The sequence below is a fragment of the Pseudocitrobacter sp. 73 genome (assembly GCF_008369545.1).
Classification (GTDB): domain Bacteria; phylum Pseudomonadota; class Gammaproteobacteria; order Enterobacterales; family Enterobacteriaceae; genus Pseudocitrobacter; species Pseudocitrobacter vendiensis.
The window spans coordinates 35,665-60,406 of sequence record NZ_VTZO01000032.1 but is presented as its reverse complement, the minus strand read 5'-3'; the positions used below and the strand labels follow the sequence as shown (position 1 = coordinate 60,406).

At 54.5% G+C, this 24,742-nt stretch carries 20 protein-coding genes and 1 pseudogene; 9 read left to right on the top strand and 12 right to left on the bottom strand.

What is annotated here, in order from left to right:
* Nucleotides 1–30 precede the first annotated feature (30 nt).
* Nucleotides 31–1,860 carry an ATP-dependent DNA helicase RecQ gene (recQ, locus tag F0Q32_RS23250; RefSeq protein WP_149464888.1) on the bottom strand — a complete coding sequence of 610 codons (1,830 nt, stop codon included), beginning with the start codon at nucleotides 1,858–1,860 and terminating at the stop codon, nucleotides 31–33.
* Nucleotides 1,861–1,978: 118 nt separating this feature from the next.
* Entirely contained in the window at nucleotides 1,979–2,845 is an 867-nt protein-coding gene (gene pldA, locus F0Q32_RS23245; protein WP_015966424.1) for a phospholipase A, read from the bottom strand.
* Nucleotides 2,846–3,005: 160 nt separating this feature from the next.
* Between pldA and yigI the strand changes: the two genes are divergently transcribed.
* Nucleotides 3,006–3,473, top strand: a complete 468-nt coding sequence (gene yigI, locus F0Q32_RS23240; RefSeq protein WP_149464887.1) for an acyl-CoA thioesterase YigI — start codon at nucleotides 3,006–3,008, stop codon at nucleotides 3,471–3,473.
* 50 nt (nucleotides 3,474–3,523) lie between these two features.
* On the top strand, nucleotides 3,524–4,417 hold the full coding sequence (gene rarD / locus F0Q32_RS23235; protein WP_149464886.1) for an EamA family transporter RarD: 894 nt from the start codon (nucleotides 3,524–3,526) through the stop codon (nucleotides 4,415–4,417).
* A gap of 102 nt (nucleotides 4,418–4,519) precedes the next feature.
* On the opposite strand, the gene corA is transcribed toward rarD, so the two are convergent.
* The 8 genes from corA to F0Q32_RS23200 all read right to left on the bottom strand — a co-directional run bounded on the left by corA (nucleotide 4,520) and on the right by F0Q32_RS23200 (nucleotide 11,515).
* Nucleotides 4,520–5,470, bottom strand: a complete 951-nt coding sequence (gene corA, locus F0Q32_RS23230; RefSeq protein WP_015966427.1) for a magnesium/cobalt transporter CorA — start codon at nucleotides 5,468–5,470, stop codon at nucleotides 4,520–4,522.
* Nucleotides 5,471–5,623: 153 nt separating this feature from the next.
* A complete protein-coding gene (gene ysgD, locus F0Q32_RS26875) occupies nucleotides 5,624–5,680 on the bottom strand; it encodes a YsgD/CorL family protein (protein ID WP_350435819.1) in 57 nt (18 codons plus the stop codon).
* A 148-nt stretch (nucleotides 5,681–5,828) separates the two neighbouring features.
* Nucleotides 5,829–7,991 (bottom strand): DNA helicase II, encoded by a 2,163-nt coding sequence (uvrD, locus tag F0Q32_RS23225; protein WP_015966428.1) that lies wholly within the window; start codon nucleotides 7,989–7,991, stop codon nucleotides 5,829–5,831.
* A 141-nt stretch (nucleotides 7,992–8,132) separates the two neighbouring features.
* The gene (gene yigB, locus F0Q32_RS23220) at nucleotides 8,133–8,849 is read right to left on the bottom strand and encodes a 5-amino-6-(5-phospho-D-ribitylamino)uracil phosphatase YigB (RefSeq protein WP_149464885.1); all 717 of its coding nucleotides are present in this window, start codon (nucleotides 8,847–8,849) and stop codon (nucleotides 8,133–8,135) included.
* Nucleotides 8,849–9,751 (bottom strand): tyrosine recombinase XerC, encoded by a 903-nt coding sequence (xerC, locus tag F0Q32_RS23215; RefSeq protein ID WP_149464884.1) that lies wholly within the window; start codon nucleotides 9,749–9,751, stop codon nucleotides 8,849–8,851. Before xerC ends, yigB begins: the two co-directional genes overlap by 1 nt.
* On the bottom strand, nucleotides 9,748–10,455 hold the full coding sequence (locus F0Q32_RS23210) for a DUF484 domain-containing protein (protein ID WP_149464883.1): 708 nt from the start codon (nucleotides 10,453–10,455) through the stop codon (nucleotides 9,748–9,750). The genes xerC and F0Q32_RS23210 overlap by 4 nt, the downstream gene beginning before the upstream one ends.
* Nucleotides 10,452–11,276 (bottom strand): diaminopimelate epimerase, encoded by an 825-nt coding sequence (dapF, locus tag F0Q32_RS23205; RefSeq protein ID WP_015966432.1) that lies wholly within the window; start codon nucleotides 11,274–11,276, stop codon nucleotides 10,452–10,454. Before dapF ends, F0Q32_RS23210 begins: the two co-directional genes overlap by 4 nt.
* Before the next feature lie 35 nt (nucleotides 11,277–11,311).
* The gene (locus F0Q32_RS23200) at nucleotides 11,312–11,515 is read right to left on the bottom strand and encodes a lipoprotein (protein WP_149464882.1); all 204 of its coding nucleotides are present in this window, start codon (nucleotides 11,513–11,515) and stop codon (nucleotides 11,312–11,314) included.
* A 186-nt stretch (nucleotides 11,516–11,701) separates the two neighbouring features.
* Here F0Q32_RS23200 and F0Q32_RS23195 point away from each other — a divergent pair, with 186 nt between their 5' ends.
* Complete coding sequence (locus F0Q32_RS23195; protein ID WP_149464911.1) at nucleotides 11,702–13,729, top strand: hypothetical protein; 2,028 nt, start codon at nucleotides 11,702–11,704, stop codon at nucleotides 13,727–13,729.
* Between the two features lie 47 nt (nucleotides 13,730–13,776).
* Complete coding sequence (gene cyaY / locus F0Q32_RS23190) at nucleotides 13,777–14,097, top strand: iron donor protein CyaY (protein WP_149464881.1); 321 nt, start codon at nucleotides 13,777–13,779, stop codon at nucleotides 14,095–14,097.
* Between the two features lie 61 nt (nucleotides 14,098–14,158).
* Here cyaY and cyaA read toward each other — a convergent pair whose 3' ends face one another.
* A complete protein-coding gene (gene cyaA / locus F0Q32_RS23185; RefSeq protein WP_149464880.1) occupies nucleotides 14,159–16,705 on the bottom strand; it encodes a class I adenylate cyclase in 2,547 nt (848 codons plus the stop codon).
* Between the two features lie 360 nt (nucleotides 16,706–17,065).
* Here cyaA and hemC point away from each other — a divergent pair, with 360 nt between their 5' ends.
* The 5 genes from hemC (at nucleotide 17,066) to F0Q32_RS23160 (ending at nucleotide 23,447) form a co-directional block, all read left to right on the top strand.
* A complete protein-coding gene (hemC, locus tag F0Q32_RS23180) occupies nucleotides 17,066–18,007 on the top strand; it encodes a hydroxymethylbilane synthase (RefSeq protein WP_149464879.1) in 942 nt (313 codons plus the stop codon).
* Nucleotides 18,004–18,744 (top strand): uroporphyrinogen-III synthase, encoded by a 741-nt coding sequence (gene hemD / locus F0Q32_RS23175; RefSeq protein ID WP_149464878.1) that lies wholly within the window; start codon nucleotides 18,004–18,006, stop codon nucleotides 18,742–18,744. Before hemC ends, hemD begins: the two co-directional genes overlap by 4 nt.
* 20 nt (nucleotides 18,745–18,764) lie before the next feature.
* Nucleotides 18,765–19,946, top strand: a complete 1,182-nt coding sequence (gene hemX, locus F0Q32_RS23170; RefSeq protein WP_149464877.1) for a uroporphyrinogen-III C-methyltransferase — start codon at nucleotides 18,765–18,767, stop codon at nucleotides 19,944–19,946.
* A 2-nt stretch (nucleotides 19,947–19,948) separates the two neighbouring features.
* Nucleotides 19,949–21,145 (top strand): protoheme IX biogenesis protein HemY, encoded by a 1,197-nt coding sequence (hemY, locus tag F0Q32_RS23165; RefSeq protein ID WP_149464876.1) that lies wholly within the window; start codon nucleotides 19,949–19,951, stop codon nucleotides 21,143–21,145.
* Nucleotides 21,146–21,794: 649 nt separating this feature from the next.
* A complete protein-coding gene (locus tag F0Q32_RS23160; protein WP_149464875.1) occupies nucleotides 21,795–23,447 on the top strand; it encodes a sulfatase-like hydrolase/transferase in 1,653 nt (550 codons plus the stop codon).
* Nucleotides 23,448–23,488: 41 nt separating this feature from the next.
* On the opposite strand, the pseudogene F0Q32_RS23155 reads toward F0Q32_RS23160, so the two are convergent.
* A pseudogene (locus tag F0Q32_RS23155) lies at nucleotides 23,489–24,724 on the bottom strand (anaerobic sulfatase maturase); the annotation flags it as partial.
* Between the last annotated feature and the right edge of the window lie 18 nt (nucleotides 24,725–24,742).

Here is a 24,742-nt window from a genome sequence, read left to right as displayed (position 1 = left end):
AACTATATTGGCACTTTTTAGCGCGGTTGACTACTCATCATCATCGCCATCGACATGTGCGCGGATCAGCGCCATAAACTCTTTACCAAAGCGCTCCAGTTTACGCATCCCTACGCCGTTGACGCTGAGCATATCGCTGGCAGAGACCGGCATCTGCTCCGCCATTTCAATCAGCGTCGCATCGTTGAAGACCACGTAAGGCGGGATGTTCTCTTCGTCGGCAATCGCTTTACGCAGCTTGCGCAGTTTGGAAAACAACTTACGGTCATAATTGCCCACTGCAGCTTTCTGCATCACGCGCGGTTTCAGGGCAATGATACGCGGCACGGCGAGCATCAACGGCATCTCTCCACGTACAATCGGACGTGCGGCGTCAGTCAGTTGCAGAGCAGAGTGCTGAGCAATGTTCTGCATCGCAAAGCCCAGATGAATCAACTGGCGGATCACACTCACCCAATGCTCATGGCTTTTATCGCGCCCCATGCCGTAGACCTTGAGTTTGTCGTGGCCAAACTCGCGAATACGCTGATTGTTAGCGCCGCGAATCACCTCAACCACGTACCCCATCCCGAAGCGTTGATTCACTCGATAAATTGTTGAGAGCGCGATCTGCGCGTCATTCAACCCATCGTACTGCTTTGGTGGGTCGAGGCAGATATCGCAGTTGCCGCATGGCTCCTGACGCCCTTCGCCAAAGTAGTTCAGTAATACCAGACGGCGGCAGGTTTGCGCTTCGGCAAACGCGCCCATCGCGTTGAGCTTATGCCGTTCGATATCCTGTAGCGGCCCGGCGGGTTTCTCTTCCAGGCAACGGCGTAGCCACGCCATATCCGCCGGATCGTAAAACAGCATTGCCTCCGCGGGCAGGCCATCACGCCCGGCGCGGCCCGTTTCCTGATAATAAGATTCAATATTACGCGGAATATCGAAGTGCACGACGAAGCGCACGTTAGGCTTGTTGATGCCCATCCCGAACGCCACGGTGGCGACCACGATTTGCAGGTCATCACGCTGGAATTTTTCTTGCACCTCTGCCCGCACGGCGTTATCCAGCCCGGCGTGATATGCCCCGGCACTGATACCACGGCTTTGCAGACGCGCAGCGGTGTCTTCTACTTTCGCCCGGCTATTACAGTAGATAATGCCGGACTTGCCGCGTTGCTCCTGCACGTAACGCATAAGCTGATCGAGCGGCTTAAACTTTTCCATCAACATGTAGCGAATGTTGGGGCGGTCAAAGCTGCTGATTTGAATAAGTGGGTCATTCAGCCCTAGCAGGCGAACGATATCGCGACGCGTCGTGTCGTCGGCGGTCGCGGTGAGCGCCATAAACGGCAGCGCCGGGAAGCGCTGACGCAGTTGGCCTAACGCGGCGTATTCCGGGCGGAAATCGTGGCCCCACTGTGAAATACAGTGCGCTTCATCAACGGCCAGCATCACCGGGTTCCAGTGGGCGAGATGCTCCAGGAAATTATCCAGCATCAGGCGTTCCGGGGCGATATAGAGCAGGCGAATCTGCCCGGTACGACAGCCCGCCATGACTTCCTGCTGCTGCTCACGACTCTGCGTTGAGTTGATGCAGGCCGCCGCCACGCCATTGGCGATTAACTGATCAACCTGGTCTTTCATCAACGAGATCAGCGGCGATACCACCACCGTCAGGCCATTCAGCACCAGCGCCGGAATTTGATAACAGAGCGACTTGCCGCCGCCTGTCGGCATCACCACCAGGCAATCGCGTCCTTCCAGCACGGTATCAATGATGTTTTCCTGGCCCGGGCGGAACTGCTGGTAGCCAAAGGTTTCCTGCAAAACCTGTTTAGCCAGCGATTCCTGATTCAAAACTTCCGCCTGTGCCACATTGACTCCGATTACTGAAAAATAAAAACAGGCGCTATTTTCAGCGCCTGCGTTCTAAACTGCAACGTTTTAGACGAATTCCTTCGGCCATGCTCGCAACGTCATAGGAAAGTCAGCGTTAAAACAGATCGTTAAGCATGACACCCACGCCAACACGCGTTTGATTGAAATTGTAGTCAATCAGCGATTCGCCGTAGCCGCTGTATACCTGGGTATAAAGACGAACGTGCTTGCTGATAGGGTAGCTAACGCCCACTTCCGCACCGCCGTAACCGGTATTCCAGTTATATTGCCCCTGTGCACTCAGTACCGCGTCACCCAGTTGATAACCGACTTTCAGACGATAGTAGCCCATGTATTTGGTGATATCCGGGTTGTCGTTGGAATTTCCCACCACATACCAGGGTTTCACCTCAACCAGCCAGTTGCCATTCTGCGCCATCAGGCGTGTATACAAGCGGTTCCAGCTACGAGACGTGGGGTCTGAGCGACCATTTGAATCATGGTTGAAACCAAATTCAACATCGCGCAACGTCCAGCCTTCCCATGAATAATCCGTCGCAAAGCCCAGGAACAACTGCGGTTCATAGTTGGTTTCGCGGAACGGCGACGATTCACCGCTGTTCGACAACTGCCACCAGGAACGCTGGGTATACGACGCGCCCAGCACCGAGTTATCGCCCAGAATGCCACGCCATAACGGGAAGGCCAGGCTGAGCTGAAACTTCACTTCATCTTTACGCGCATGCTCGGCCCAATCGTAGGAACTGATCGCTTCTTTATTGAGATCGCTGGTCCAGGTGTAAAGCAGGTAGTTGCTTTCATAAGGATAGAGCGTGAAGGGATTATCATGTTCCTGCAGCAGGTTAGCCATGATACTGCCTTTTACGGCAGGCGTGTCGTGAACCGATTTAATTGTCGCTTCCTGCGCGAACGCTGAAACAGGCAGCACTGCCGCCAATAACCAACTCCGGGTGAGCTGCATCAGTCATGTTCTCCTGAACAAAAGATTTTTATAGTGAATGTTTGAATATCACTCATTTTACATACTTAAGCATTTAATGCTCAGTAATCGATTCCTAATGTAGAAAACAACATTTCATAGGCATAAAATCAACATTTCATTAACCAATGATAGGATTGTTATGTCTTCTGAACTCACTGCCGATGCCGCGCTGAAGCTGGTCGGTGAAATCTTTGTTTATCACATGCCGTTCAACCGGGCGCTTGGCCTGGAGCTGGAACGTTATGAAAAAGACTTCGCCAAACTCAACTTTAATAACCAGCCGATGATGGTGGGTAACTGGGCGCAAAGCATTCTGCACGGCGGTGTGATTGCTTCAGCGCTGGATGTCGCGGCAGGCCTGGTCTGTGTGGGCAGCACATTGACGCGCCACGACACCATCAACGAAGAAGAGCTACGTCAGCGTCTCTCACGGATGGGTACCATCGATTTACGCGTCGATTATTTGCGTCCGGGACGCGGTAACCGCTTCACCGCGACCAGCACCCTGCTGCGTGCAGGCAATAAAGTCGCCGTCGCGCGCGTGGAACTGCACAACGAAGAGCAGGTCCACATCGCCAGCGCAACCGCCACATATATGGTGGGATAAACAGTAAAATCGGGTAAAATCAGTTTACTTTTTTGTAACGGATGACTCCGATGGATGCCAAACAGACGCGGCAGGGCGTGCTTCTCGCCCTCGCCGCCTATTTTATTTGGGGGATCGCTCCGGCGTACTTCAAGCTTATCTACTACGTGCCTGCCGATGAGATTCTGACGCACCGCGTGATCTGGTCCTTCTTCTTCATGGTGGCGCTGATCAGCATCAGCCGTCAGTGGTCGACGGTGAAAGCGCTGCTGCAAACGCCGAAGAAAATCTTCATGCTGGCGCTCTCCGCCGTGCTGATTGGAGGTAACTGGCTGCTGTTTATCTGGTCGGTGAACAACCACCATATGCTGGAAGCGAGCCTGGGCTACTTTATTAACCCGCTGGTGAATATTCTACTGGGGATGCTGTTCCTCGGTGAGCGCTTCCGCCGGATGCAGTGGCTGGCGGTGGCCCTCGCTGCCTGCGGCGTGCTGGTACAGCTCTGGACGTTTGGCTCGCTGCCGATTATTGCGCTCGGTCTGGCGTTCAGCTTCGCCTTCTATGGCCTGGTGCGCAAAAAAATCGCTGTCGATGCGCAAACCGGCATGCTGTTTGAAACCCTGTGGCTGCTGCCGGTCGCGGCGATTTATCTGTTTGGCATTGCCGACAGCGCTACCAGCCATATGGGCAGCAACAGTTGGTCGCTGAATCTGCTGCTGATTGCCGCAGGCGTGGTGACGACGATTCCGTTGCTCTGTTTCACCGGTGCGGCCACCCGTTTACGCTTATCGACGCTGGGTTTCTTCCAGTATATCGGCCCAACCCTGATGTTTATCCTGGCGGTGACCTTCTACGGTGAAACGCCGGGTGCCGATAAAATGGTGACATTTGCGTTTATCTGGGTAGCACTGGCGATCTTTATTATGGATGCGGTGTATACGCAGCGACGGGGACGTCGGGGATAACCGTGTGCCGGATGGCGGCTTCGCCTTATCCGGCCTACGCTTTGGCGCTATGTTTGAACGGGGAAGTAGGCCTGATAAGCGTAGCGCCATCAGGCAACGAACTTACAGCCAGTTCTTCCGTTTAAAGTACAGATACGGCGCCAGCCCGGCGAGCATCATAAAGATAATCGCGCCGGGGTAGCCGAAGCTCCACTTCAGTTCCGGCATAAACTCGAAGTTCATCCCATAGCTGGAAGCTACCAGCGTCGGTGGCAGGAAGACCACGGAAACCACCGAGAAGATCTTGATGATGCGGTTCTGTTCGATATTGATAAAGCCCATCGCCGCCTGCATCAGGAAGTTGACCTTCTGGAACAGTGATTCGTTGTGCGGCAGCAGGGATTCGATATCTCGCAGGATCTCGCGCGCCTGCTCCAGTTGCACCGCCGGTAAACGCGCTTTACGTACCAGGAAGTTAAGCGCGCGCTGGGTATCCATCAGACACAAACGCACCTTCCAGCCGATATCTTCCAGTTCTGCCAGCGTGGAAAGCGCCTCGTCATATTCATCACCCTGATGACCTTCCATGATGACGCGGCTCAGTTTTTCCAGATCGCTGTAGATGTTTTCAATTTCATCCGCCAGCTGTTCAATCTTGGTTTCAAACAGATCGAGCAGCAGCTCATAGGCGTTTCCGTCCACCATCGACTGGTTACGGGCGCGCATGCGATAGAGACGAAATGCCGGCAGTTCGCGCTCGCGCAGGGTGAAGAGTCGCCCTTCACGGATGGTGAATGCCACGGTGGAGTTACCTGCGTGATCGTCCGCATCTTCATAGAAGAAGAAGGAGTGGATGTGCAAACCGTCTTCGTCTTCAAAGAAACGCGCGGATGCTTCGATGTCTTCCAGTTCAGGGCGCGTGGCCAGGTTCTGGCCCAATTCCTTTTGCACACGGTTTCGTTCTTCATCGTCGGGTTCGACTAAATCAACCCACACCGAACTGGCGAGATGGCTGATTTCGTCCGCTTCAAGACGCGTTAAACGATTTTTTTCCAGTTGAAATGCGCTCAGCATGACCGGGACTCCCAATGCAAAAAATTATCGGACAGCCGGTGGGCACACAGAAACAAATTGGGTTTCAGACCATTAAACAGCCTGACTCATTGCGACGGGGAAATGACACGAGTCGCCGACAACCGCTAAGGCTATCAGCATAAGAGGATAGCCTTAGGAGTTGTTCCTGAATGACAGGAGAGTGAGCCAGCATCTACTGGGTGTGTCCAAGGCATTTGTCCTCTTAGCGTAATCGTGCGCGCATGTTACGCCAGCAAAAAAACCGCGTCAACACGCAACGGAATGCTAAATGGTAAGATTTACCTCATTCACTGTAAGGCTAGCAGACTCTCATAAAATAACGATACTTTTCGGACAGTTAGACTGTTTCCAGCTTCGCGTATGCCGCAACCAGCCATTTGATCCCCTGCCCCTGGAACGCGACCTGCAAGCGGCTGTGCTCGCCGCTGCCTTCCAGATTGACAATAGTGCCTTCGCCAAACTTAGCGTGGCGCACGCGCTGGCCGAGTTTATAACCGGTGTCGTTTTCGGAAATCGGCGTCCCCATGCGTTGATGGCTTACCGGACGGCTGACGGTGGCGCGCAGGCGTACCTCTTCCACGCAGTTTTCCGGTAGCTCGCCAATAAAGCGCGACGGACGGTGATAGACCTCTTTACCGTACAAGCGGCGAGTTTCGGCATAAGTCAGCGTAAGTTTCTGCATCGCACGCGTCACGCCAACGTAGGCAAGACGGCGCTCCTCTTCCAGACGCCCGCCTTCTTCCAGCGACATCTGGCTCGGGAACATGCCCTCTTCCATGCCAACGATGAACACCTGCGGGAACTCCAGACCTTTCGCCGAGTGCAGCGTCATCAACTGCACCGCGTCCTGCCAGGTGTCCGCCTGTCCTTCACCCGCTTCCAGCGCGGCATGAGACAGAAACGCCTGTAACGGCATTAAATCTTCGTCTTCTTCGTTGTACGCAAACTGGCGCGTCGCCGTCACCAGTTCGTCTAAGTTTTCGATTCGCGTCTGGCCCTTCTCACCTTTTTCCTGCTCATACATCATACGCAGGCCGGAGTCTTTCACCACGCGGTCTGTCTGCACGTGCAGCGGCATATCCGCCGTTTCCTGAGCCAGCGCATCAATCAGTTCCATAAAACGCTGCAACGCGCTCGCCGCGCGTCCTGCCAACGCTTTTTCCTGCAACAGTTCGCGGCACGACTGCCACAGCGTAAGCTGACGATCGCGCGAGGTCTGGCGCACCACATCCAGCGTACGGTCACCGATGCCGCGCGTCGGCGTGTTCACCACGCGTTCGAACGCCGCATCGTCGTTACGGTTGGCAATCAGGCGCAGATACGAGAGCGCATCTTTGATTTCCTGACGTTCGAAGAAGCGCATACCGCCGTAAATACGGTACGGCATGCTCGCCTGCAGTAACGCCTCTTCCAGCACGCGCGACTGGGCGTTGCTGCGATAGAGAATGGCGCACTGGTCCAGCGCGCCGCCGTTGTCCTGCCAGGTTTTGATACGGTTAACCACGAAACGCGCTTCGTCGAGTTCGTTGAAAGCGCAGTAGAGAGAAATCGGCTCGCCGTCCGCACCGTCGGTCCACAGTTTTTTACCCAAGCGCCCGTTGTTGTTTTCGATCAGGGCGTTCGCCGCGCTCAGAATATTGCTGGTAGAACGGTAGTTCTGCTCCAGACGGATTGTTTCTGCACCGGGGAAATCGTTGAGGAAGCGCTGGATGTTTTCTACCTGCGCACCACGCCAGCCGTAGATTGACTGGTCGTCATCGCCCACAATCATTACTTTACCGGTGTCGCCCGCCAGCAGGCGGATCCACGCGTATTGAATGTTGTTGGTATCCTGGAATTCATCCACCAGGATATTGGTGAAGCGCTCGCGATAGTGCTGAAGAATGTGCGGCTTGTTAAGCCACAGTTCATGCGCGCGCAGCAGCAACTCGGCGAAATCCACCAGCCCCGCGCGATCGCATGCTTCCTGATAGGCCTGATAAACTTTCTGCCAGGTTTGTTCAACCGGGTTGCCGTAGCTTTGGATGTGGTGCGGACGCAGCCCTTCGTCTTTCTGGCTGTTGATGTACCACATCGCCTGACGCGGCGGCCACTGCTTCTCGTCGAGGTTCATGGCTTTGATCAGGCGCTTCAGCAGGCGCAGTTGGTCTTCGCTATCAAGGATTTGGAAATCCTGCGGCAGATTGGCATCCAGGTGGTGCGCGCGCAGTAAGCGGTGCGCCAGCCCGTGGAAGGTACCGACCCACATGCCGCCCTGCGTGGTGCCCATCAATTGCCCGATACGGTGACGCATCTCCGCCGCGGCTTTGTTGGTAAACGTTACCGCCATAATGGAGTACGGCGAGCAGTTTTCCACGGTCATCAGCCAGGCGATACGGTGAACCAGTACGCGCGTCTTACCACTGCCCGCCCCAGCCAGCACCAGCATGTTGGTGCGCGAAGCGGCGACGGCTTCGCGCTGTTTGTCATTAAGGCTGTCGAGCAGGTAAGAAACGTCCATTGATGGCACCGCCGCGTTAAGAATAGATAAACTGCGAAATGCCCGGTGGCGCTTCGCTTACCGGGCCTACGTTACCGTAGGGCGGATAAGCGTAGCGCCATCCGCCAAAACCCCTGGAATTTTATACAGAACTATTGAGGATTATATCAGCGAGGTCAGCGATGCCAACCGGGAAATTTCGATATGCGGCAGTAAACGGCTATCCGCCACCTGCATCAGGTCTGCATCTTGAGGTTTGATCCAGCATGCCTGTAACCCGCTGCGAATAGCGCCCGCGACGTCCGTCGTCAGGTCATCGCCTACATGCAGAATGGCGTTAAGCGGCACATCCAGCTTTTCAGCGGCCAGATGGTACATGTCGGCAAATGGCTTCGAGCGGCCATCCGGCCCGGCGCGCAGCACAAACTTAAAATAATCGTTCAGGCCAAACAGCTCCGGCTGAGCATTGCCATTGGTGATCGCCACCAGCGGCCATTTTTCCGCAAGCTTTGCCAGCGTATCGTGCGTTTCCTGCGGCACATCAATTCGGCTGCGCCATTGCGCGAAATTGGCCATCGCCGCGTTAGCGCCAATCGCCGCTTCCTGCGCGGTTAAGCCCGCGTTGAGCATGCCCAGTTCCAGTGCGCGGCGACGCCATTCGGTGACATCGTGATAAATTTCCGGCTCCGCTTTACGTAGCGCGTCGCGCAGTTGCTGTAAATCGCGGTTTTCGAAATGGCACAGTGCCGGATGATAGCTGCGCACAAACGCCAGCGATTCCTGCTGGGTGCGATCAATCACCGGATGGTTGTCGTAAAGGGTATCATCCAGGTCAAACGTCAGTGCGGCGATGTGGCCCAGTGGTCGGTAAAAACGCATTATTTCCCCCGTTTAGCGCGTGGATGCGCGGCATCGTACACCGAGGCGAGGTGTTGAAAATCAAGATGGGTATAGATTTGGGTAGTCGAGAGATTGGCGTGCCCCAACAGCTCCTGCACACCGCGCAGATCGCCGCTCGACTCCAGCATGTGGGTCGCAAATGAGTGGCGCAGCTTGTGCGGATGCACGTGACTGTTCAGGCCCTGCTTAATGCCCCACTCGGCAAACCGCTTTTGGACGTTACGCGCCGAGATACGTTTCCCCAGTTTAGAAAGAAACAGCGCGTCATCGTCGCTACCAAACAGCCCACGTAAATCGAGCCAGTGCTCAATCCACGCCACCGCGTTGCGACCAATGGGCAGGCGGCGCTCTTTGCTGCCTTTGCCCATCACCCATACTTCCCCGGTGTCGAGGTCGAGATGTTTGATATCCAGGTTCACCAGTTCAGAAAGACGCAGGCCCGCGCCATACATGACTTCGAGCATCGCGCGGTCGCGTACCGCCAGTGGATCGTTAATATCGATATCCAGCAGGCGATTGACGTCATCGACGTCGATATTTTTTGGCAGATGACGCGGGGCTTTTGGCGCGGAGATCCCTTTTGCCGGATTCGCGGGCAGCTCGCCCTGGCTCACCATCCAGTCAAAAAAGCTGCGCAACGCCGACAGGCGTAACGCCAGACTGGCGGCCCCCAGCCCTTTTCGGCGACTGCGGGTGGCAAAGCTGCGCACCATGGCAGCATCACATTGTTGCCAGCGCTTCAGGCCCATCTGCTGGGCCAGTTCAATGATGGCATCAAGCTGACGCTGATAATTAAGAAGCGTAATCGGGCTAAGCTGGCGCTCGACGCCCAGATAACGCAGAAAACGCGTTACTGCCGCAGAGAGAAGTTCGTCATTCATGCGCGCTCAATCCAGCGCTCCAGCAGACCTGGCAGCATCAGCGCCACTTCCTGTAGCAGTTGCGTACCCTGCCCGGCTTCATAGTGATGCGCATCGCGGCTGGTAAACAGAATCACGCCCAGATCGGCGTCGCTGCCCATCATCGACATCGCCACCGAGCCAACGGCTTTCGCTTCCGGCAGCACCACCAGCAGTTCAGGGCCGTTCAACGTGCCCAGATAGTGATGCGCCTGACCAAGACGCTGAATACGCAGCGGTTCAAACGCCTGACGTGACAGCACCAGTTGGGTGTATTTCGACGGTGCGCCCAGACGCCAGCGATCGGCAAAGAGACGAATCGACGCACCCGCAAGGCCCAGATCGCGTGCCCAGCGGTGAAAGCGCAACAGCAAATCGTCGAGACTTTCCGCGCTCGCCAGGCGATTTTGCAGATGCAGCAAACGGTAGAACAGCCCTTCGTTAGCCGTCGCCTGCTCCATCAGCAGCGACATGTTCTCTTCAAGCGTATGAATATGATTACGCGCGCGCGCCATGTGCCACTCAACCAGCGACACGGTACCGCGCACCGGGTGTGGAACACGCATCTGTTCCACGACCGCAGCGTTACGTATAAAGAATTCAGGATGTTGCAACAGATAATCCACGACAGCGCGATCGTCGAGCGCGCTTAATGCTTCCTGCTGTTCTTCCCCGACGTGTTTCATAAGTGAATAAATCCGTCATAGACGTGTGCCGCCGGGCCAGTCATATACAACGGTTGACCCGGGCCTCTCCAGGCGATATCCAGACGTCCGCCCGGTAACTCCACGCGAACCTCTTCGTCCAGTAGCCCCTGCTGGATACCCACAGCCACCGCCGCACAAGCGCCGCTGCCGCAAGCCTGCGTCTCACCCGCGCCGCGCTCATAGACGCGTAAACGGATGTGATCGCGTTTAACCACCTGCATAAAACCGATGTTGGCGCGTTCCGGAAAGCGATCGTGGCTTTCCATCACCGGGCCCAGCGACTCAACCGCCGCCGTTTCAACATCATCGACCTGAATCACGCAGTGCGGGTTACCCATCGAGACCACGCCGCACAATACTGTCTGCTCGGCCGCTCGCATAATATAGGTCTTTTCCGCTTTGTTGGCGCGGAACGGCACCTGCGAAGGCTCGAAATTCGGTTCGCCCATATTCACGCGAACCAGATCGTCGTCCGTCACACTTAATACCATACGCCCGTTGGCGGTGCTGACGCGAATGTCACGTTTATTGGTCAGGCCTTTCAGACGCACGAAGCGCGCAAAGCAGCGCGCCCCGTTGCCACATTGCGACACTTCGCTGCCATCGGCATTGAAGATACGATAGTGGAAATCGAGATCGGGATCGTAAGGCGGTTCGACGACCAGCAGTTGGTCAAAGCCGACGCCCAGATGCCTGTCCGCCAGACGACGAATCAATTCCGGCGAGAAAAACACATTCTGCGTCACCGCGTCGACGACCATAAAATCGTTGCCAAGGCCATGCATTTTAGAGAACTGCATTATCTACTCCAGTTACGCGGAACAGAACGGTGATATCAATAGTTAACCTGCGTCGGGCCGCCGTCATCACCGCGATCGTTACGATCCGGCGATTCCGTTTGGATCTGGCTATCCACGGGCTTGGTCGGCGTCGGCGCCGTTTTATCAGCCGGTGGGAAATAGAGCGGGCCTTTAAGGCCGCAACCGGTAAGGCTAAACAGCACAGCCAACACGGCCAGCGGTCGGAAAATGTTCTTCATTCCAGGGTACCTGTAGTTCAAGACTTTCTGCTTTCTATCATCGCAGGAGAAGGCGTAAAAGCAAGCGTTTAGCATCTCTTTATGGAATCCGAAAAGCAGCGGATTGTCATGATTGTAACGTATTCAGGTTGGGGAATAGGGTTTACTTGGGGTTTTGTGGATGATGTACCTCACCAGGATGGCTTTATGCGATATCGCAATATGGTTTGTTTGTTGTCTTGTTTGTTGTTCTTAGCGCCTGCATGGGGATGTCGGCTTTCCGCGCCTGAGCATAATATTTACCAGAAACAAGGCAAAGGCGTGGTGTACCTGCGCCCTTATCAGGAAACAAATCTTTCTCTTCCTGGCGTGAATTACAAGAGATTGCGTCGGTTACCCAATTTATTAATAGACCCGACAACACTGGACGAATGGGATAAAGAACCGCCTCTGACTGATTTGACAACCGACTACCTCTATAAGGGCGCACAGGCCTGGTTTCCTCATTATTCCTGGCATAGCGATGGTCGCTATATCCTCTACGCGGGTGAAGTTGTGCAAAACCCGCCAGACAAACCTCCCGTCGATGTCGCCTCGTTCAAGGCATGGGGTGATTTTGCCGCAGATAAACACAGCCTCTATTTCGAAGGCAAGCGCACCGATGACAATGGCGGAGAAAATAGTTTAGATATCAAAACGCTGCATCAGGTGAAATTCCGTTTCCCCTGGAAACCTGACGTTCTGGGGCTGATATTACGTGACGCTAATTTCTTATATGTTGATGGGCATCGCCTCGCTGACCCCGAGAGTTTTCGCGTGCTGGCGCAAAAGTCCTGGGATCAGCGAGGAAAGTTTTCCACCACGTTTAACCCCTGCGTTGCCGTACCATTTGGCCCCTGGGATACATTAGCCCGTACACACACGGAAATGATGATCAACGGCGAACAGCTTGATGCCGACCCGGAGACATTTACTGTCGTACGCTGGATGCCCGGTTCGTTATTAACCTGGCGAGATAAAAGCGGCCTGCACCGGAAGGTGCTGAATCAGGGAAATCTGGACAAAGATAGGGCAAATAGCTGCGCGGCGTTCAATTTGCAGGAACACTCTGTTTCATGGCGCAAAGGGCCAGAATGCCAGCAAGAAGTCCTACCCGGCCTCGATCCAGAACAATTTCACCCTCTTAGTAATACCGTCGCGCAGTATCAGGACAAACTGTACACCATCAAAAAAACGGAATTTGGCGAAAACAGGCTGGATATCGTCACGCTGGATAATCCTGGTTTGGTGATAGATAAACGCTTTAACGCGGGAAGAACTCACGGCTATTTACTGACCAAATTACAAGTTCGTGGTGAAGAAGAAGATGGTCTCCAGGTATTCGAGTCCTCCGGGCCGCTTATCCTGATGGATTATCGTGGTCCTGACGAGCGTGAGGCTCACCTTAGCGATAGCCCCCATTACAAGAAATGGTATGCACACGACGATCGTTATGTTTACGCATTCGATGGCTCACAGCTTTGGCGCTACCCAACACCCAATACCAGGGCCGTGCGGGTGAACTGGGAAACCGGACATTCAGGATATGGCTATTGGGCAGACTACCGTAGTGGAGAGTTAGACGGCAGACTTCTTGAGGATGGTGCGTTTATTCCAACGGGAATCCCCTACAACTCATCAGTTAACATTGCTCAATATTCTGATGGCGAGAGCGCTTTTCTCGTCGGCGAAAACGATGTTAGCTGGCGTAAGCTTCGCTCTACAGACCAGCAATGGAGTCAATGGGAGAAACTCCCCGATATTGACCCAAAAGCATTTCACCCCATCACCGATCGTATCGCGCAGTACAAAAATACTCTGTACATTGCGAAATTGTCTCCTTTTGGTGAAGACACCCTGGAAACCCTAACGCTCGACTCTTCTGCACCTTTCCTGAACCAACGCATTAACGCCGGGAAAGACCATGGTTACTTTATGCGCTCTTCCCGATTACGCGACGATATTCAAATTTTTGCCATTGATGGACCACTGAAGACCACAGAGCGTTTCGCTTATGACAATCGCTATGTTTATACCTGGATCGGTAGCCAACTTTATCGAACCGCGTCGCCCTGTCCGGCAAAGACACGTAATCTGGATCAGAACATGTTTTCATCCAATGATGACATCGTCATCCTGAAGACGGATGAAGAGTGCCGCAAAGCACAAGACATTGAGCAACCTTTGAAGCCCTGACACCATGCCGCTATACTGCCGCCATCACTTAAAAACAGGAAACAACAATGAACGACAGTGAATTTCATCGCCTGGCCGATACCCTGTGGCTGACCATTGAAGAGCGTCTGGACGACTGGGATGGCGAAAGCGATATCGACTGTGAGATCAACGGCGGCGTGTTGACCATCAGCTTTGAGAACGGCAGCAAAATCATTATTAACCGTCAGGAACCGCTGCACCAGGTGTGGCTGGCGACCAAACAGGGCGGCTACCATTTTGACCTGAAAGGCGATGAGTGGATTTGCGACCGTAGCGGCGAAACCTTCTGGGATTTACTGGAACAGGCGGCAACGCAGCAGGCGGGCGAGGCGGTGAGCTTCCGCTGAGGTTTGTTGCCGGATGCGGCTACGCCTTATCCGGCCTACCGTAACCAACGGCGCGCAATACTTACGAAAAATACTGCTGCAATAACGGTGCGTCGTTATCCTGGTTACTCGGCGGGATAGTGCCAATCGCCTGGCTGCGGTAAGGAATGACCTGCGCGCGGCCATCAACTTTCACAATCTGGTAGAACTGCGGCAGGTTGAAGTTGATAAAGCTTGAGCCGTAGGTAAAGCGATCGTGCGAAGACGAGTAGAAGCGGCTGACGTCGCGCACCAGCTCCTCTTTGCTGCCTTCACAGTGGTGATACACTTCCGCGCGGTTGGTTTCATCCAGAATGTAGATGTTAAAGCCCTGCTCTTCGCCGGAATCTTCAAAGAAGAACTGAATGATCCCTTCGCTGGCAAAGCCGTCCACCACCTGCGGCAGTTTGACGTGGTTGGTTTCCACCTGCACCGACAAACCATGCAGTTTGTTGTGCGAGATAGCGCCATAGAACTCGATGGCGTTTTCCAGCTTCTGCACCGAGACGTTCAGGCGTTCGAAGAACAGGCCCCAGGTTTGGCCGGAGACGCGTAGCGCTTTGAAGCGCCCGGTTTCCTGGCGCGTGCTGGAAAGGCGCAGGTCGATACATTCCGAAACCAACTGCTGGACACGGGTACGAATCAGGCCGCGTAAATGTTGGCTATAGCAGAACACTTCCACGCTATCCGGCGGAGCGGCGTCCTGGTGCATTTTGCCAAGAATCGTTTTCAGCGCTTCAATCATCGCCTGCTCGCCGTTGAAGTGCAGCGTACGCACCTCATTCCACGAGTTGCGATACAGCAGGTCAACGCTGCCGACGAGGCAGTTTTGTTCTTCGCCAAAGCTGAAGACATCGAGCTTACGGAAGTCGAAATGGACGACCTGATTGCGGAAAGCCGCCGTCGGGTCATATTCCAGGTTGACGATAATCGCCAGATGACGAATTTCGCACGGGCTGTAGAGCGCTTTTGGTGTCGGCGCAGGCAGGCGCAATGGGAAGTGATGGGAAACATCCGCCACCATCTCCTGCAATTTTGCCAGGTCGACAATACCGTTGCCCTTAATAAACAGGCGGGTACGTGAGGTCAGCAGGCCGTTAAACCAGGCCCAGGCCACCAGCTTATTAAGATAGCGGTTATATTCCAGCGGCTGATGGCTGACGATCGCTTCCATATTCGGCGCGCGGTTGTAGAGATACCAACCGGTACGGTTGGCACGGCCCGGCGGCACGTGGATGAAGGTCAGGTTCGGCTCGGAAAGATCCGGTGAAATCTGCGGGTTAACCAGCGTCACTTTGCCCGGCAGCGCTTCAAACGCTGCGTACAGTTTACGGGTTAGCACCCCAATATCCTGCGGGCTGGCGGAGACGCTCAGGTTGTTGCGGCGCGCGAAGCGGATCAGGTTACGGTAGCTCTGCATCATCGCGTCGAGCAATTCGTTGTGCGCCTCGCGCACCTGATCGATTTTCCAGTTCGCCCGGTTATCCAGCATGGCGAGACGTTCTTCGTCCCAGCCCCACTCTTTCACCAGTTGGCTGACCACTTCACGACGCCAGCCAACGCACGCGCGTTCGCGGCTCAGCTTTTCGCACACTTTCAGATAGAAGCAGCGGCGTACAAGGTCAAGACGCGTATCATCGTCAATCGCTTTGAGGTAGTCGGTAACGCGTTCCAGCATCATGCAGTAAGAGTCGAGACCGAATGAAACGATCTCGCCATCGTGCAGGCGCTGTTTGATATCTTTCGCCAACAGGCGCGTATTGGGATATTCCCAGGAGTAGGCTTCCAGCAGCAGGGTTTTCAGCACCGCTTTGTACGGTGAGTCGATGCTCTTATACAGCTGCCACAGGCTGGCGCCAAAGTACTCTTCCGCCGACAGCGAACTCAACCCGCCAAGGTCGAGCCACTCGTTCGGCGTCAGCACACCCTGCGCGTAGAGCGTCATGACGTAGTCGTCGTAATGCTCTTCTTCTTCGCACGGCACCATATTCCACAGAATACGTTTCCCCGCGAGGCGCACGGCAGTGCGATAAAATTCATCCAGCAGCAAGATGTGCTGGGTTGAGCCGCAGTCTTCGCCGCCCAGGCTGCCGCTTTCGTTATGACGGAAGCGGTTTTCGTCGATCAGGAAGAAGCTGACTTCCACGCCAAGCGACGCGGCCCAGCTTTCCAGCAGGCTGCATTTGCGTTGCAGAAGTTGACGTTCGTCGTTATCGAGCCAGGACTGGTGACACACCCAGATATCGAGGTCAGAAGAGCAGCTTTGCCCAACGGACGAGGTGCTGCCCATTGAGTAGACGCCGGTTATCGGCAGCTCGCCTTTTGGCGAGGCCTGCGGCGGCATACCACGGTGCAGTTCAAGTTCGTCGAGGTAGTGGCGTTGAGTTTCATCAGGCGTGTAGAGGCAAATGCCTTTGGGAACGTTACCGTCGAGGTAACCCGGCATCAGTGGGTGATGATAATGTAATAATGTCGGCAGCAGACTGTAAACCTGTTGGAAGGCAGGTCCCATGGCAGCAAGCGCGCGATCCACACGCAGTTGATTGATGGCATCCAGTCTCTGTTTCAGTGTCTCAATATAGAGGTACAAGACATATCGCCTGATGTTCAAAACCTGGCGTAGCGCCCGTAAAGGGAAGTACGGAGGTTTTTAGAATTTCAACAAGAATCGTGGCCTTTGTCGCCCGTCCTTATGATTATGGTGGTGCGGACGAACAAATGGTTTAAAACGTGATCAATTTAACACCTTGCTGGTTGACCGTAAAGAAAGTTGCACTACATACAAGTGTAGCACCGTTTGTTATCTGTAAATTCCACAATACGTTTAGGACTATATTGGAAACTTCCAGAAAATACGGGCCACCCTGACATTACCCAAACACCGTGAAAACTAACATCATTAAAGCAACAATGTTAGGATGGGCCGTGGACGACAATGACGGTAACAAGCATGTTAGACAAAGTTTTGAGAATTGCCACACGCCAAAGTCCTCTTGCACTTTGGCAGGCACACTATGTTAAAGATCGCCTGATGGCCTGTCATCCGGGGCTTACGGTTGAACTCGTGCCGCTGGTGACCCGCGGCGATGTGATCCTGGATACCCCGCTGGCAAAAGTGGGCGGTAAAGGGCTTTTTGTAAAGGAGCTTGAGCTGGCATTGCTGGAAAACCGGGCCGATATCGCCGTTCACTCCATGAAAGATGTTCCCGTCGATTTCCCTGAAGGCCTGGGTCTGGTGACCATTTGCGAGCGTGAAGATCCGCGCGATGCATTCGTCTCCAACCACTATGCCTCACTGGACGATTTACCGGCAGGCAGCATCGTCGGCACTTCCAGCCTGCGTCGCCAGTGCCAGATTGCAGAATATCGTCCCGATTTAGAGATTCGCTCCCTGCGCGGCAACGTCGGCACGCGCCTTGGAAAACTGGATAACGGCGATTACGACGCCATTATTCTGGCCGTCGCCGGTCTGAAACGTCTGAAACTTGACGCTCGCATTCGACAGGCGATGCCGCCTGAGCAATCATTACCGGCTGTCGGCCAGGGTGCTGTCGGCATCGAATGCCGCCTGGACGATGACGTTACGCGTACGCTGCTGGCACCGCTTAACGATGCGCCAACCGCCACCCGCGTAACGGCAGAACGCGCCATGAACACGCGTCTGGAAGGCGGCTGTCAGGTTCCAATTGGCAGCTACGCCGAACTGACTGACGGCGAACTCTGGCTACGAGCGCTGGTTGGCGCGCCGGATGGTTCACAGATGGTGCGCGGCGAACGACGCGGCAAACCTGAAGACGCTGAACGCATGGGCGTTGAGCTCGCTGAGGAACTGTTGAACAACGGAGCGCGCGACATCCTCACCGCCGTTTACAACGGAGAGAAGCCCGAATGAGTATCCTGGTCACCCGCCCATCTCCAAAAGGAGAAGAATTAGTGAGCCGTTTGCGCGCACTGGGGCGAGTGGCCTGGAGCTTTCCGCTGATTGAAATCACCCCCGGTCGCGAACTTGAGCGCCTCTCTCCCGCACTGAATACCCTGCGCTCTGATGATTTGCTCTTCGCGTTATCGCCACACGCTGTCTCTTTTGCTCAGTCTCAATTGCAGCAGCAGGGCCAGCACTGGCCGCAACAAGCGGCCTGTTTCGCCATTGGGCGCAGCACCGCGCTGGCGTTGCATCAGGTGAGCGGCTGCCAGGTGCGGTATCCTTTGGATCGGGAAATCAGCGAAGTCTTGCTACAATTACCTGAATTACAAAATATTGCGGGTAAGAAAGCGCTCATCTTACGCGGCAATGGCGGGCGTGAACTGTTAGGCGAAACGCTGGCCGCACGCGGCGCTGAAGTCACATTCTGTGAATGTTATCAACGCAGCGCTGTCCATTATGATGGCGCGGAAGAAGCCATGCGCTGGCAAAAACGTGAGGTGTCGACCCTCGTCGTCACCAGCGGGGAAATGTTACACCAACTTTGGGCACTCATTCCGCAATGGTATCGCGAGCACTGGCTGCTGCGCTGCCGTTTGCTGGTTGTCAGTGAGCGTCTTGCACAACTGGCCCGGGAGCTGGGCTGGCAGGAAATTCAGGTTGCCGATAGCGCTGACAACGATGCGCTGCTGCGCGCACTACAATAACTTCAAAACTGGAAGCCATAATGACGGATCAAAAAGAAAACTCCGCCGTGGTTGAAGAGACCAGGGAGGCCGTGGTGACCACGCCACAGCCAGAAGCACAAAAACCCACTGACGCCGACAAGAAAACCGGCGGCGCGAAAACCAGCCTGGTGCTAAGCGCCGTGGCGATCGCGATCGCGCTGGCGGCGGGCGTGGGGCTGTATGGCTGGGGAAAACAGCAGGCCGTAAATCAAACCACCGCCAACGACACGCTGGCGAATCAACTCGTCGCGCTGCAAAAAGCGCAGGACGACCAAAAAACGCAATTCGACACCCTGCTGAAACAGCAGGCCGCACAGCTTGCCGAGGCGCAAAACCAGCGCGATACGCTGGCGAAGCAACTGGATGAAGTGCAGCAAAAAGTAGCGGCCATCTCCGGGACCGATGCGAAAACCTGGCTGCTGGCACAGTCCGACTTCCTCGTGAAGCTGGCAGGCCGCAAGCTGTGGAGCGATCAGGATGTCACCACCGCCGCCGCGCTGCTAAAAAGCGCCGACGCCAGCCTGGCCGATATGAACGACCCGAGCCTGATTAGCGCCCGTCGCGCCATCACCGAAGATATCGCCAGCCTGGGCGCGGTTTCTCAGGTGGACTACGACGGTATCATCCTGAAAGTGAATCAGTTGGCGAATCAGGTGGATAACCTGCGTCTGGCGGACAACAACACCGACGACTCACCGATGGATGCCGACAGCGATGAGCTCTCCAGCTCAATTAACGAATGGCGCGTGAATCTGCAAAAAAGCTGGCAGAACTTTATGGACAGCTTTATTACCATTCGCCGTCGTGATGAAACCGCTGTGCCATTGTTAGCGCCGAATCAGGACGTCTACCTGCGCGAAAACATTCGCTCTCGTCTGTTAGTCGCGGCGCAGGCTGTACCGCGTCATCAGGAAGAGACTTACAAACAGGCGCTGGATAACGTGTCGACGTGGGTTCGCGCCTACTACGATACCGACGATGCCACCACGAAAAGCTTCCTTGATGACGTAGACAAACTCAGTCAGCAGAGCATCACCATGAACGTGCCGGAAACGCTGCAAAGCCAGCCGATTCTGGAAAAACTGATGCAGACGCGCGTGCGTAATCTGATGGCGCAGCCCGGTGCTGCCGCACCGGCTGAAACGCCCGCGCCCGCCCCTGCCGCGCCTCAAGGAGAGTAATTATGTTGAAAGTCTTATTACTCTTCGCACTGTTGATCGCCGGGATCGTCGTCGGCCCGATGATCGCCGGGCACCAGGGTTATGTCCTGATCCAAACGGATAACTACAACGTGGAAACCAGCGTCACCGGGTTAGTGATCATCATGATCCTTATCATGGTGGTGCTGTTTGCCCTCGAATGGGTGCTGCGCCGCATTTTCCGCACCGGTGCGCATACGCGCGGCTGGTTCGTGGGCCGCAAACGCCGCCGCGCGCGTAAGCAAACGGAACAGGCGCTGCTCAAACTGGCAGAAGGCGATTATCAGCAGGTTGAGAAGCTGATGGCGAAAAACGCCGATCACGCGGAACAGCCGGTGGTTAACTATCTGCTGGCCGCCGAGGCCGCACAACAGCGCGGTGATGAAGCGCGTGCTAACCAGCATCTGCAACGTGCGGAAGAGAATGCCGGCAATGACTTGATTCCGGTTGAAATCACTCGCGTGCGTTTACAGTTGGCGCGTAATGAAGATCACGCCGCACGCCACGGTGTCGATAAGTTACTGGAAATTACGCCGCGTCATCCGGAAGTCCTTCGTCTCGCTGAGCAGGCTTACATCCGCACCGGCGCATGGAGTTCGCTGCTGGACATCATCCCGTCGATGGCGAAAGCGAACGTGGGCGATGAAGCCCATCGTACATTGCTCGAGCAGCAGGCGTGGATTGGCTTAATGGATAAAGCGCGTGCCGACGAGGGCAGTGATGGGTTACGAAACTGGTGGAAAAATCAGAGCCGTAAAACTCGCCACGAAGTGCCGCTTCAGGTGGCCATGGCGGAGCACTTAATTGAGTGTGACGATCATGACACCGCGCAGCAGATCATCATTGACGGGCTGAAACGTCAGTATGACGATCGTCTGGTATTGCTGATCCCGCGTTTGCGCACCAATAACCCGGAACAGCTGGAAAAAATGCTGCGCCAGCAGATCAAGAGCGTTGGCGATCGCCCGCTGCTGTGGAGCACGCTGGGTCAATCGCTGATGAAGCACGGCGAGTGGCAGGAAGCCAGCATCGCGTTCCGCGCTGCGCTTAAACAGCGCCCGGATGCCTTCGACTATGCCTGGCTTGCCGACACGCTTGACCGTTTGAAGAAGCCGGAAGAAGCAGCGGCCATGCGCCGCGATGGGTTGATGCTTACGTTGCAAAATAACCCGCCGCAATAATCACTGCTTCAGGGGGCCATCCGGCCCCTTTTTTTATCCATAAAAAAACGCCTGCTCACAGGAGCAGGCGTTAAAACAGGTCTTTATGACAACAATGGGTGCTTCACTCAACGTTATGTCCATGGTGTCTGATGAGGCCTAAGCGACATCTGTCATCGGACGATAAGCACCGTAAACGGCTCTGCGTCATTCCTGAGTTTATGAGGCCAGAAGGCGAGCATAAGAGATGGAATGAGCATCTACGGCGCGCATTATTGCACACACTTTGACACAAAATCATCCCCTTTCTGAAGGAATGGGATTTTTCTGTACAAAAAGCACCACCACGAGAATGACCAACTATTTCTTCGCTATTTTAATAGAAGAATAAATATTATAAATACATGAAGGCGTAATATTAAATATAAATATAACAATTAAAAGATAGAGAATTAAAATCAATAAAAAACATAAATAATATTAATGTCGAGAATATAAAATAGCAGTAATAATCAAAGAGATGCTTTCTTTTTATCTTACAAAATAGACAGGCTGCGAGTAGGATAACCTCGACATAAAAATATTTTTATCCATTTATCAAATTAATATTTTTGTGTACCACTACGCAATTACTCCTTCATGTGGATGATATGAAACTGGAGCATCAATAATGGACTTTTCTTTTTCACCAAAATTGCTGGTTGTCGCGATGGCCGCAGCAATTCCCGTACTCGCCAGCGCTGCTGATACCCCTGCTTCCGCCACCATGCGTCAAGGCTTCGCAGGGTACGATCACCCTAATCAGTACCTTGTTACCCCGGCAACCAAAATTGCCGACAACCTGATGCCGGTTATGCAGCACCCGGCACAGGACAAGCAAACACAGCAGAAACTGGCTGAGTTGCAGAAAAAAACCGGTAAAAAACCGAACGTCGTCATCTTCGTTCTCGACGATGTGGGCTGGATGGATGTCGGCTTTAACGGCGGTGGTGTGGCGGTGGGCAACCCAACGCCGGATATCGACGCCGTTGCCAGCCAGGGGTTAATCCTGACCTCTGCTTATTCACAACCAAGCTCTTCCCCCACCCGCGCCACGATTCTGACCGGGCAGTATTCCGTTCACCACGGCATTTTGATGCCACCCATGTACGGCATGCCTGGCGGGCTTGAAGGGCTGACTACGCTTCCACAGCTGTTGCACGATCAAGGCTACGTGACCCAGGCCATTGGTAAATGGCATATGGGGGAAAACGAAGGCTCGCAGCCGCAAAACGTCGGCTTTGATGATTTCCGTGGCTTCAACTCCGTGTCGGATATGTACACCGAGTGGCGTGACGTACATGTTAACCCGGAAGTCGCGCTCAGCCCGGCACGTTCGGAATACATCAAAAAACTGCCGTTCAGCAAAGATGATGTTCACGCTGTGCGCGGCGGTAAGCAGGAAGCGGTCGCCGATATCACGCCAAAATACATGGAAGATCTTGACCAGCGCTGGATGAAATACGGCGTCGACTTTATCAATAAGATGGCAAAAAGCGATAAACCGTTCTTCCTCTACTACGGTACACGTGGTTGCCACTTCGATAACTATCCAAATGCTAAATACGCGGGCAGCTCCCCGGCACGCACCTCCTACGGCGATTGCATGGTTGAGATGAACGACGTTTTCGCCAACCTGTATAAAACGCTGGAGAAAAATGGTCAACTGGACAACACGCTGATTGTCTTTACTTCCGACAATGGCCCGGAAGCGGAAGTTCCTCCACACGGACGTACACCGTTCCGCGGCTCTAAAGGATCAACCTGGGAGGGCGGCGTACGCGTACCCACCTTCGTTTACTGGAAAGGCATGATTCAGCCGCGTAAATCGGACGGTATTGTCGATCTGGCTGACCTCTTCCCCACCGCGTTGAGCCTTGCCGGTCACCCGGGTGCGGAGCTGACTAAACTGGTTCCTAAAACCACCTTTATTGACGACGTGGATCAAACCTCGTTCTTCGTCGGTGATAATGGCCAGTCTAATCGTAAGGCTGAGCATTACTTCCTGAACGGTCAACTGGCGGCGATCCGTATGGATGAGTTCAAATACCATATGGTCATTCAGCAGCCGTATGCCTTTACCCAGAGCGGCTATCAGGGGGGCTTTACCGGGGCCGTGATGCAAACGGCCGGATCAATGGTATTTAATCTGTATACCGATCCGCAGGAGTCGGATTCTGTTGGCGTACGTCACATCCCGATGGGCGTACCGTTGCAGACCGAAGCCCATGCCTATATGGAAATTCTGAAGAAGTACCCGCCTAAAGTGCAGGTTAAGCTGTAACGCTTATACAGGCCCGCCGAACCTCGGCGGGCTTTATTAATTTTTTGCGGAAAAATGAGATGTGCCTTCATGATATCGCTGGCCGGACGACCGCTGGCGAGCAGGTCGCGCATGGCGTTCAGATAGGGCGGCAAATGGCGGAAGTAGTGACGGAAACCCTCGCAGAGATAATTCATCTCGCCGTCATTTCCCGGCATAAAGCGATGCTTCGGACAGCCTCCCCAGCAGGCTCTTAATACCTCGCATTGCTGGCAGACCATGGGTAAACGCGCATATTTATCCTGGCCAAACTGCTGCTGGGCGGATGAATCAATCATCTCTGCAAACGTATCATGATGAATGTTCCCCAGTTGAAATTCCGGGTAAACGTAGTGATCGCAGGCATAAACATCACCGTTATGCTCCACCACCACCGAGCGCCCGCAGGTGGGCTGATGATGGCATACGGCACCTGGCGCGCCGACAAAGTTGGCAAAAGCCCATTCAATGTTCATCACAAAGATAGTGCCAACATCACGCTGGATCCAGCTATCGAACACCGCCGTCAGAAACTCGCCATACTCTTTAGGGCGAACCGACCACGCCGTAACACCCTTTACCGCCTGTTCACTTCCCGGCCCGTGCAGAGAAAGCCCCACATTGGCTTCCCACGCCCCGGCATGTCGTTCAACCACGGGTATAAACTGGATGAACTTCACCCCGGCGTCGCAGAGAAAATCATAAACGTTGAGCGGTTCCAGCGCGCTATGCCGATTGACGCAGGCCAGCACGTTATAGTCGACGCCATGCTTTTGCAGCAACGACAGCGCGCGCATTACCAGTTTGTGCGTCGGTCTTCCACCTTTTGTCAGCCGATATGCGTTGTGAATATCCGCCGGACCATCCAGCGACAGGCCAATTAAAAAGTGGTTTTCACGGAAAAAAGTACACCACGCGTCATCCAGCAGCACGCCGTTGGTCTGGAAACTGTTGCTGATGCGTCGGCCTGCGCCATATTTCGCCTGTAATGCCACCGCGCGGCGGTAAAAGTCGAGACCTAAAAGCGTTGGCTCGCCTCCCTGCCAGGTAAATGCAACATCCGCCTGCCCTTCAACGGCAGCAATATAGTTTTTGATGTAGGCATCCAGCGTCGCATCGTTCATTCGCGAGCACGCGCTGGCGTCAGGATAGAGCGCCTGTTTTTCCAGGTAAAAACAGTAAGTACAGTTGAGGTTGCATTCGGATCCGCTGGGTTTCGCCATCGCATGAAACGCGCGGATTGGGATCTGTTGTGACATCGTCGCCATCCTTAAGCA

What these genes read in the sequence shown, in the direction of transcription:
- yigB (WP_149464885.1), bottom strand. Translation starts at nt 8,849, where the DNA reads ATGCGTTTTTACCGACCACTGGGCCACATCGCCGCACTGACGTTTGAC.
- yigI (WP_149464887.1), top strand. Translation starts at nt 3,006, where the DNA reads ATGTCTTCTGAACTCACTGCCGATGCCGCGCTGAAGCTGGTCGGTGAA.
- dapF (WP_015966432.1), bottom strand. Translation starts at nt 11,276, where the DNA reads ATGCAGTTCTCTAAAATGCATGGCCTTGGCAACGATTTTATGGTCGTC.
- hemX (WP_149464877.1), top strand. Translation starts at nt 18,765, where the DNA reads ATGACGGATCAAAAAGAAAACTCCGCCGTGGTTGAAGAGACCAGGGAG.
- F0Q32_RS23195 (WP_149464911.1), top strand. Translation starts at nt 11,702, where the DNA reads ATGCGATATCGCAATATGGTTTGTTTGTTGTCTTGTTTGTTGTTCTTA.
- pldA (WP_015966424.1), bottom strand. Translation starts at nt 2,845, where the DNA reads ATGCAGCTCACCCGGAGTTGGTTATTGGCGGCAGTGCTGCCTGTTTCA.
- corA (WP_015966427.1), bottom strand. Translation starts at nt 5,470, where the DNA reads ATGCTGAGCGCATTTCAACTGGAAAAAAATCGTTTAACGCGTCTTGAA.
- uvrD (WP_015966428.1), bottom strand. Translation starts at nt 7,991, where the DNA reads ATGGACGTTTCTTACCTGCTCGACAGCCTTAATGACAAACAGCGCGAA.
- F0Q32_RS23160 (WP_149464875.1), top strand. Translation starts at nt 21,795, where the DNA reads ATGGACTTTTCTTTTTCACCAAAATTGCTGGTTGTCGCGATGGCCGCA.
- hemD (WP_149464878.1), top strand. Translation starts at nt 18,004, where the DNA reads ATGAGTATCCTGGTCACCCGCCCATCTCCAAAAGGAGAAGAATTAGTG.
- F0Q32_RS23200 (WP_149464882.1), bottom strand. Translation starts at nt 11,515, where the DNA reads ATGAAGAACATTTTCCGACCGCTGGCCGTGTTGGCTGTGCTGTTTAGC.
- hemC (WP_149464879.1), top strand. Translation starts at nt 17,066, where the DNA reads ATGTTAGACAAAGTTTTGAGAATTGCCACACGCCAAAGTCCTCTTGCA.
- F0Q32_RS23210 (WP_149464883.1), bottom strand. Translation starts at nt 10,455, where the DNA reads ATGAAACACGTCGGGGAAGAACAGCAGGAAGCATTAAGCGCGCTCGAC.
- hemY (WP_149464876.1), top strand. Translation starts at nt 19,949, where the DNA reads ATGTTGAAAGTCTTATTACTCTTCGCACTGTTGATCGCCGGGATCGTC.
- xerC (WP_149464884.1), bottom strand. Translation starts at nt 9,751, where the DNA reads ATGAATGACGAACTTCTCTCTGCGGCAGTAACGCGTTTTCTGCGTTAT.
- rarD (WP_149464886.1), top strand. Translation starts at nt 3,524, where the DNA reads ATGGATGCCAAACAGACGCGGCAGGGCGTGCTTCTCGCCCTCGCCGCC.
- cyaY (WP_149464881.1), top strand. Translation starts at nt 13,777, where the DNA reads ATGAACGACAGTGAATTTCATCGCCTGGCCGATACCCTGTGGCTGACC.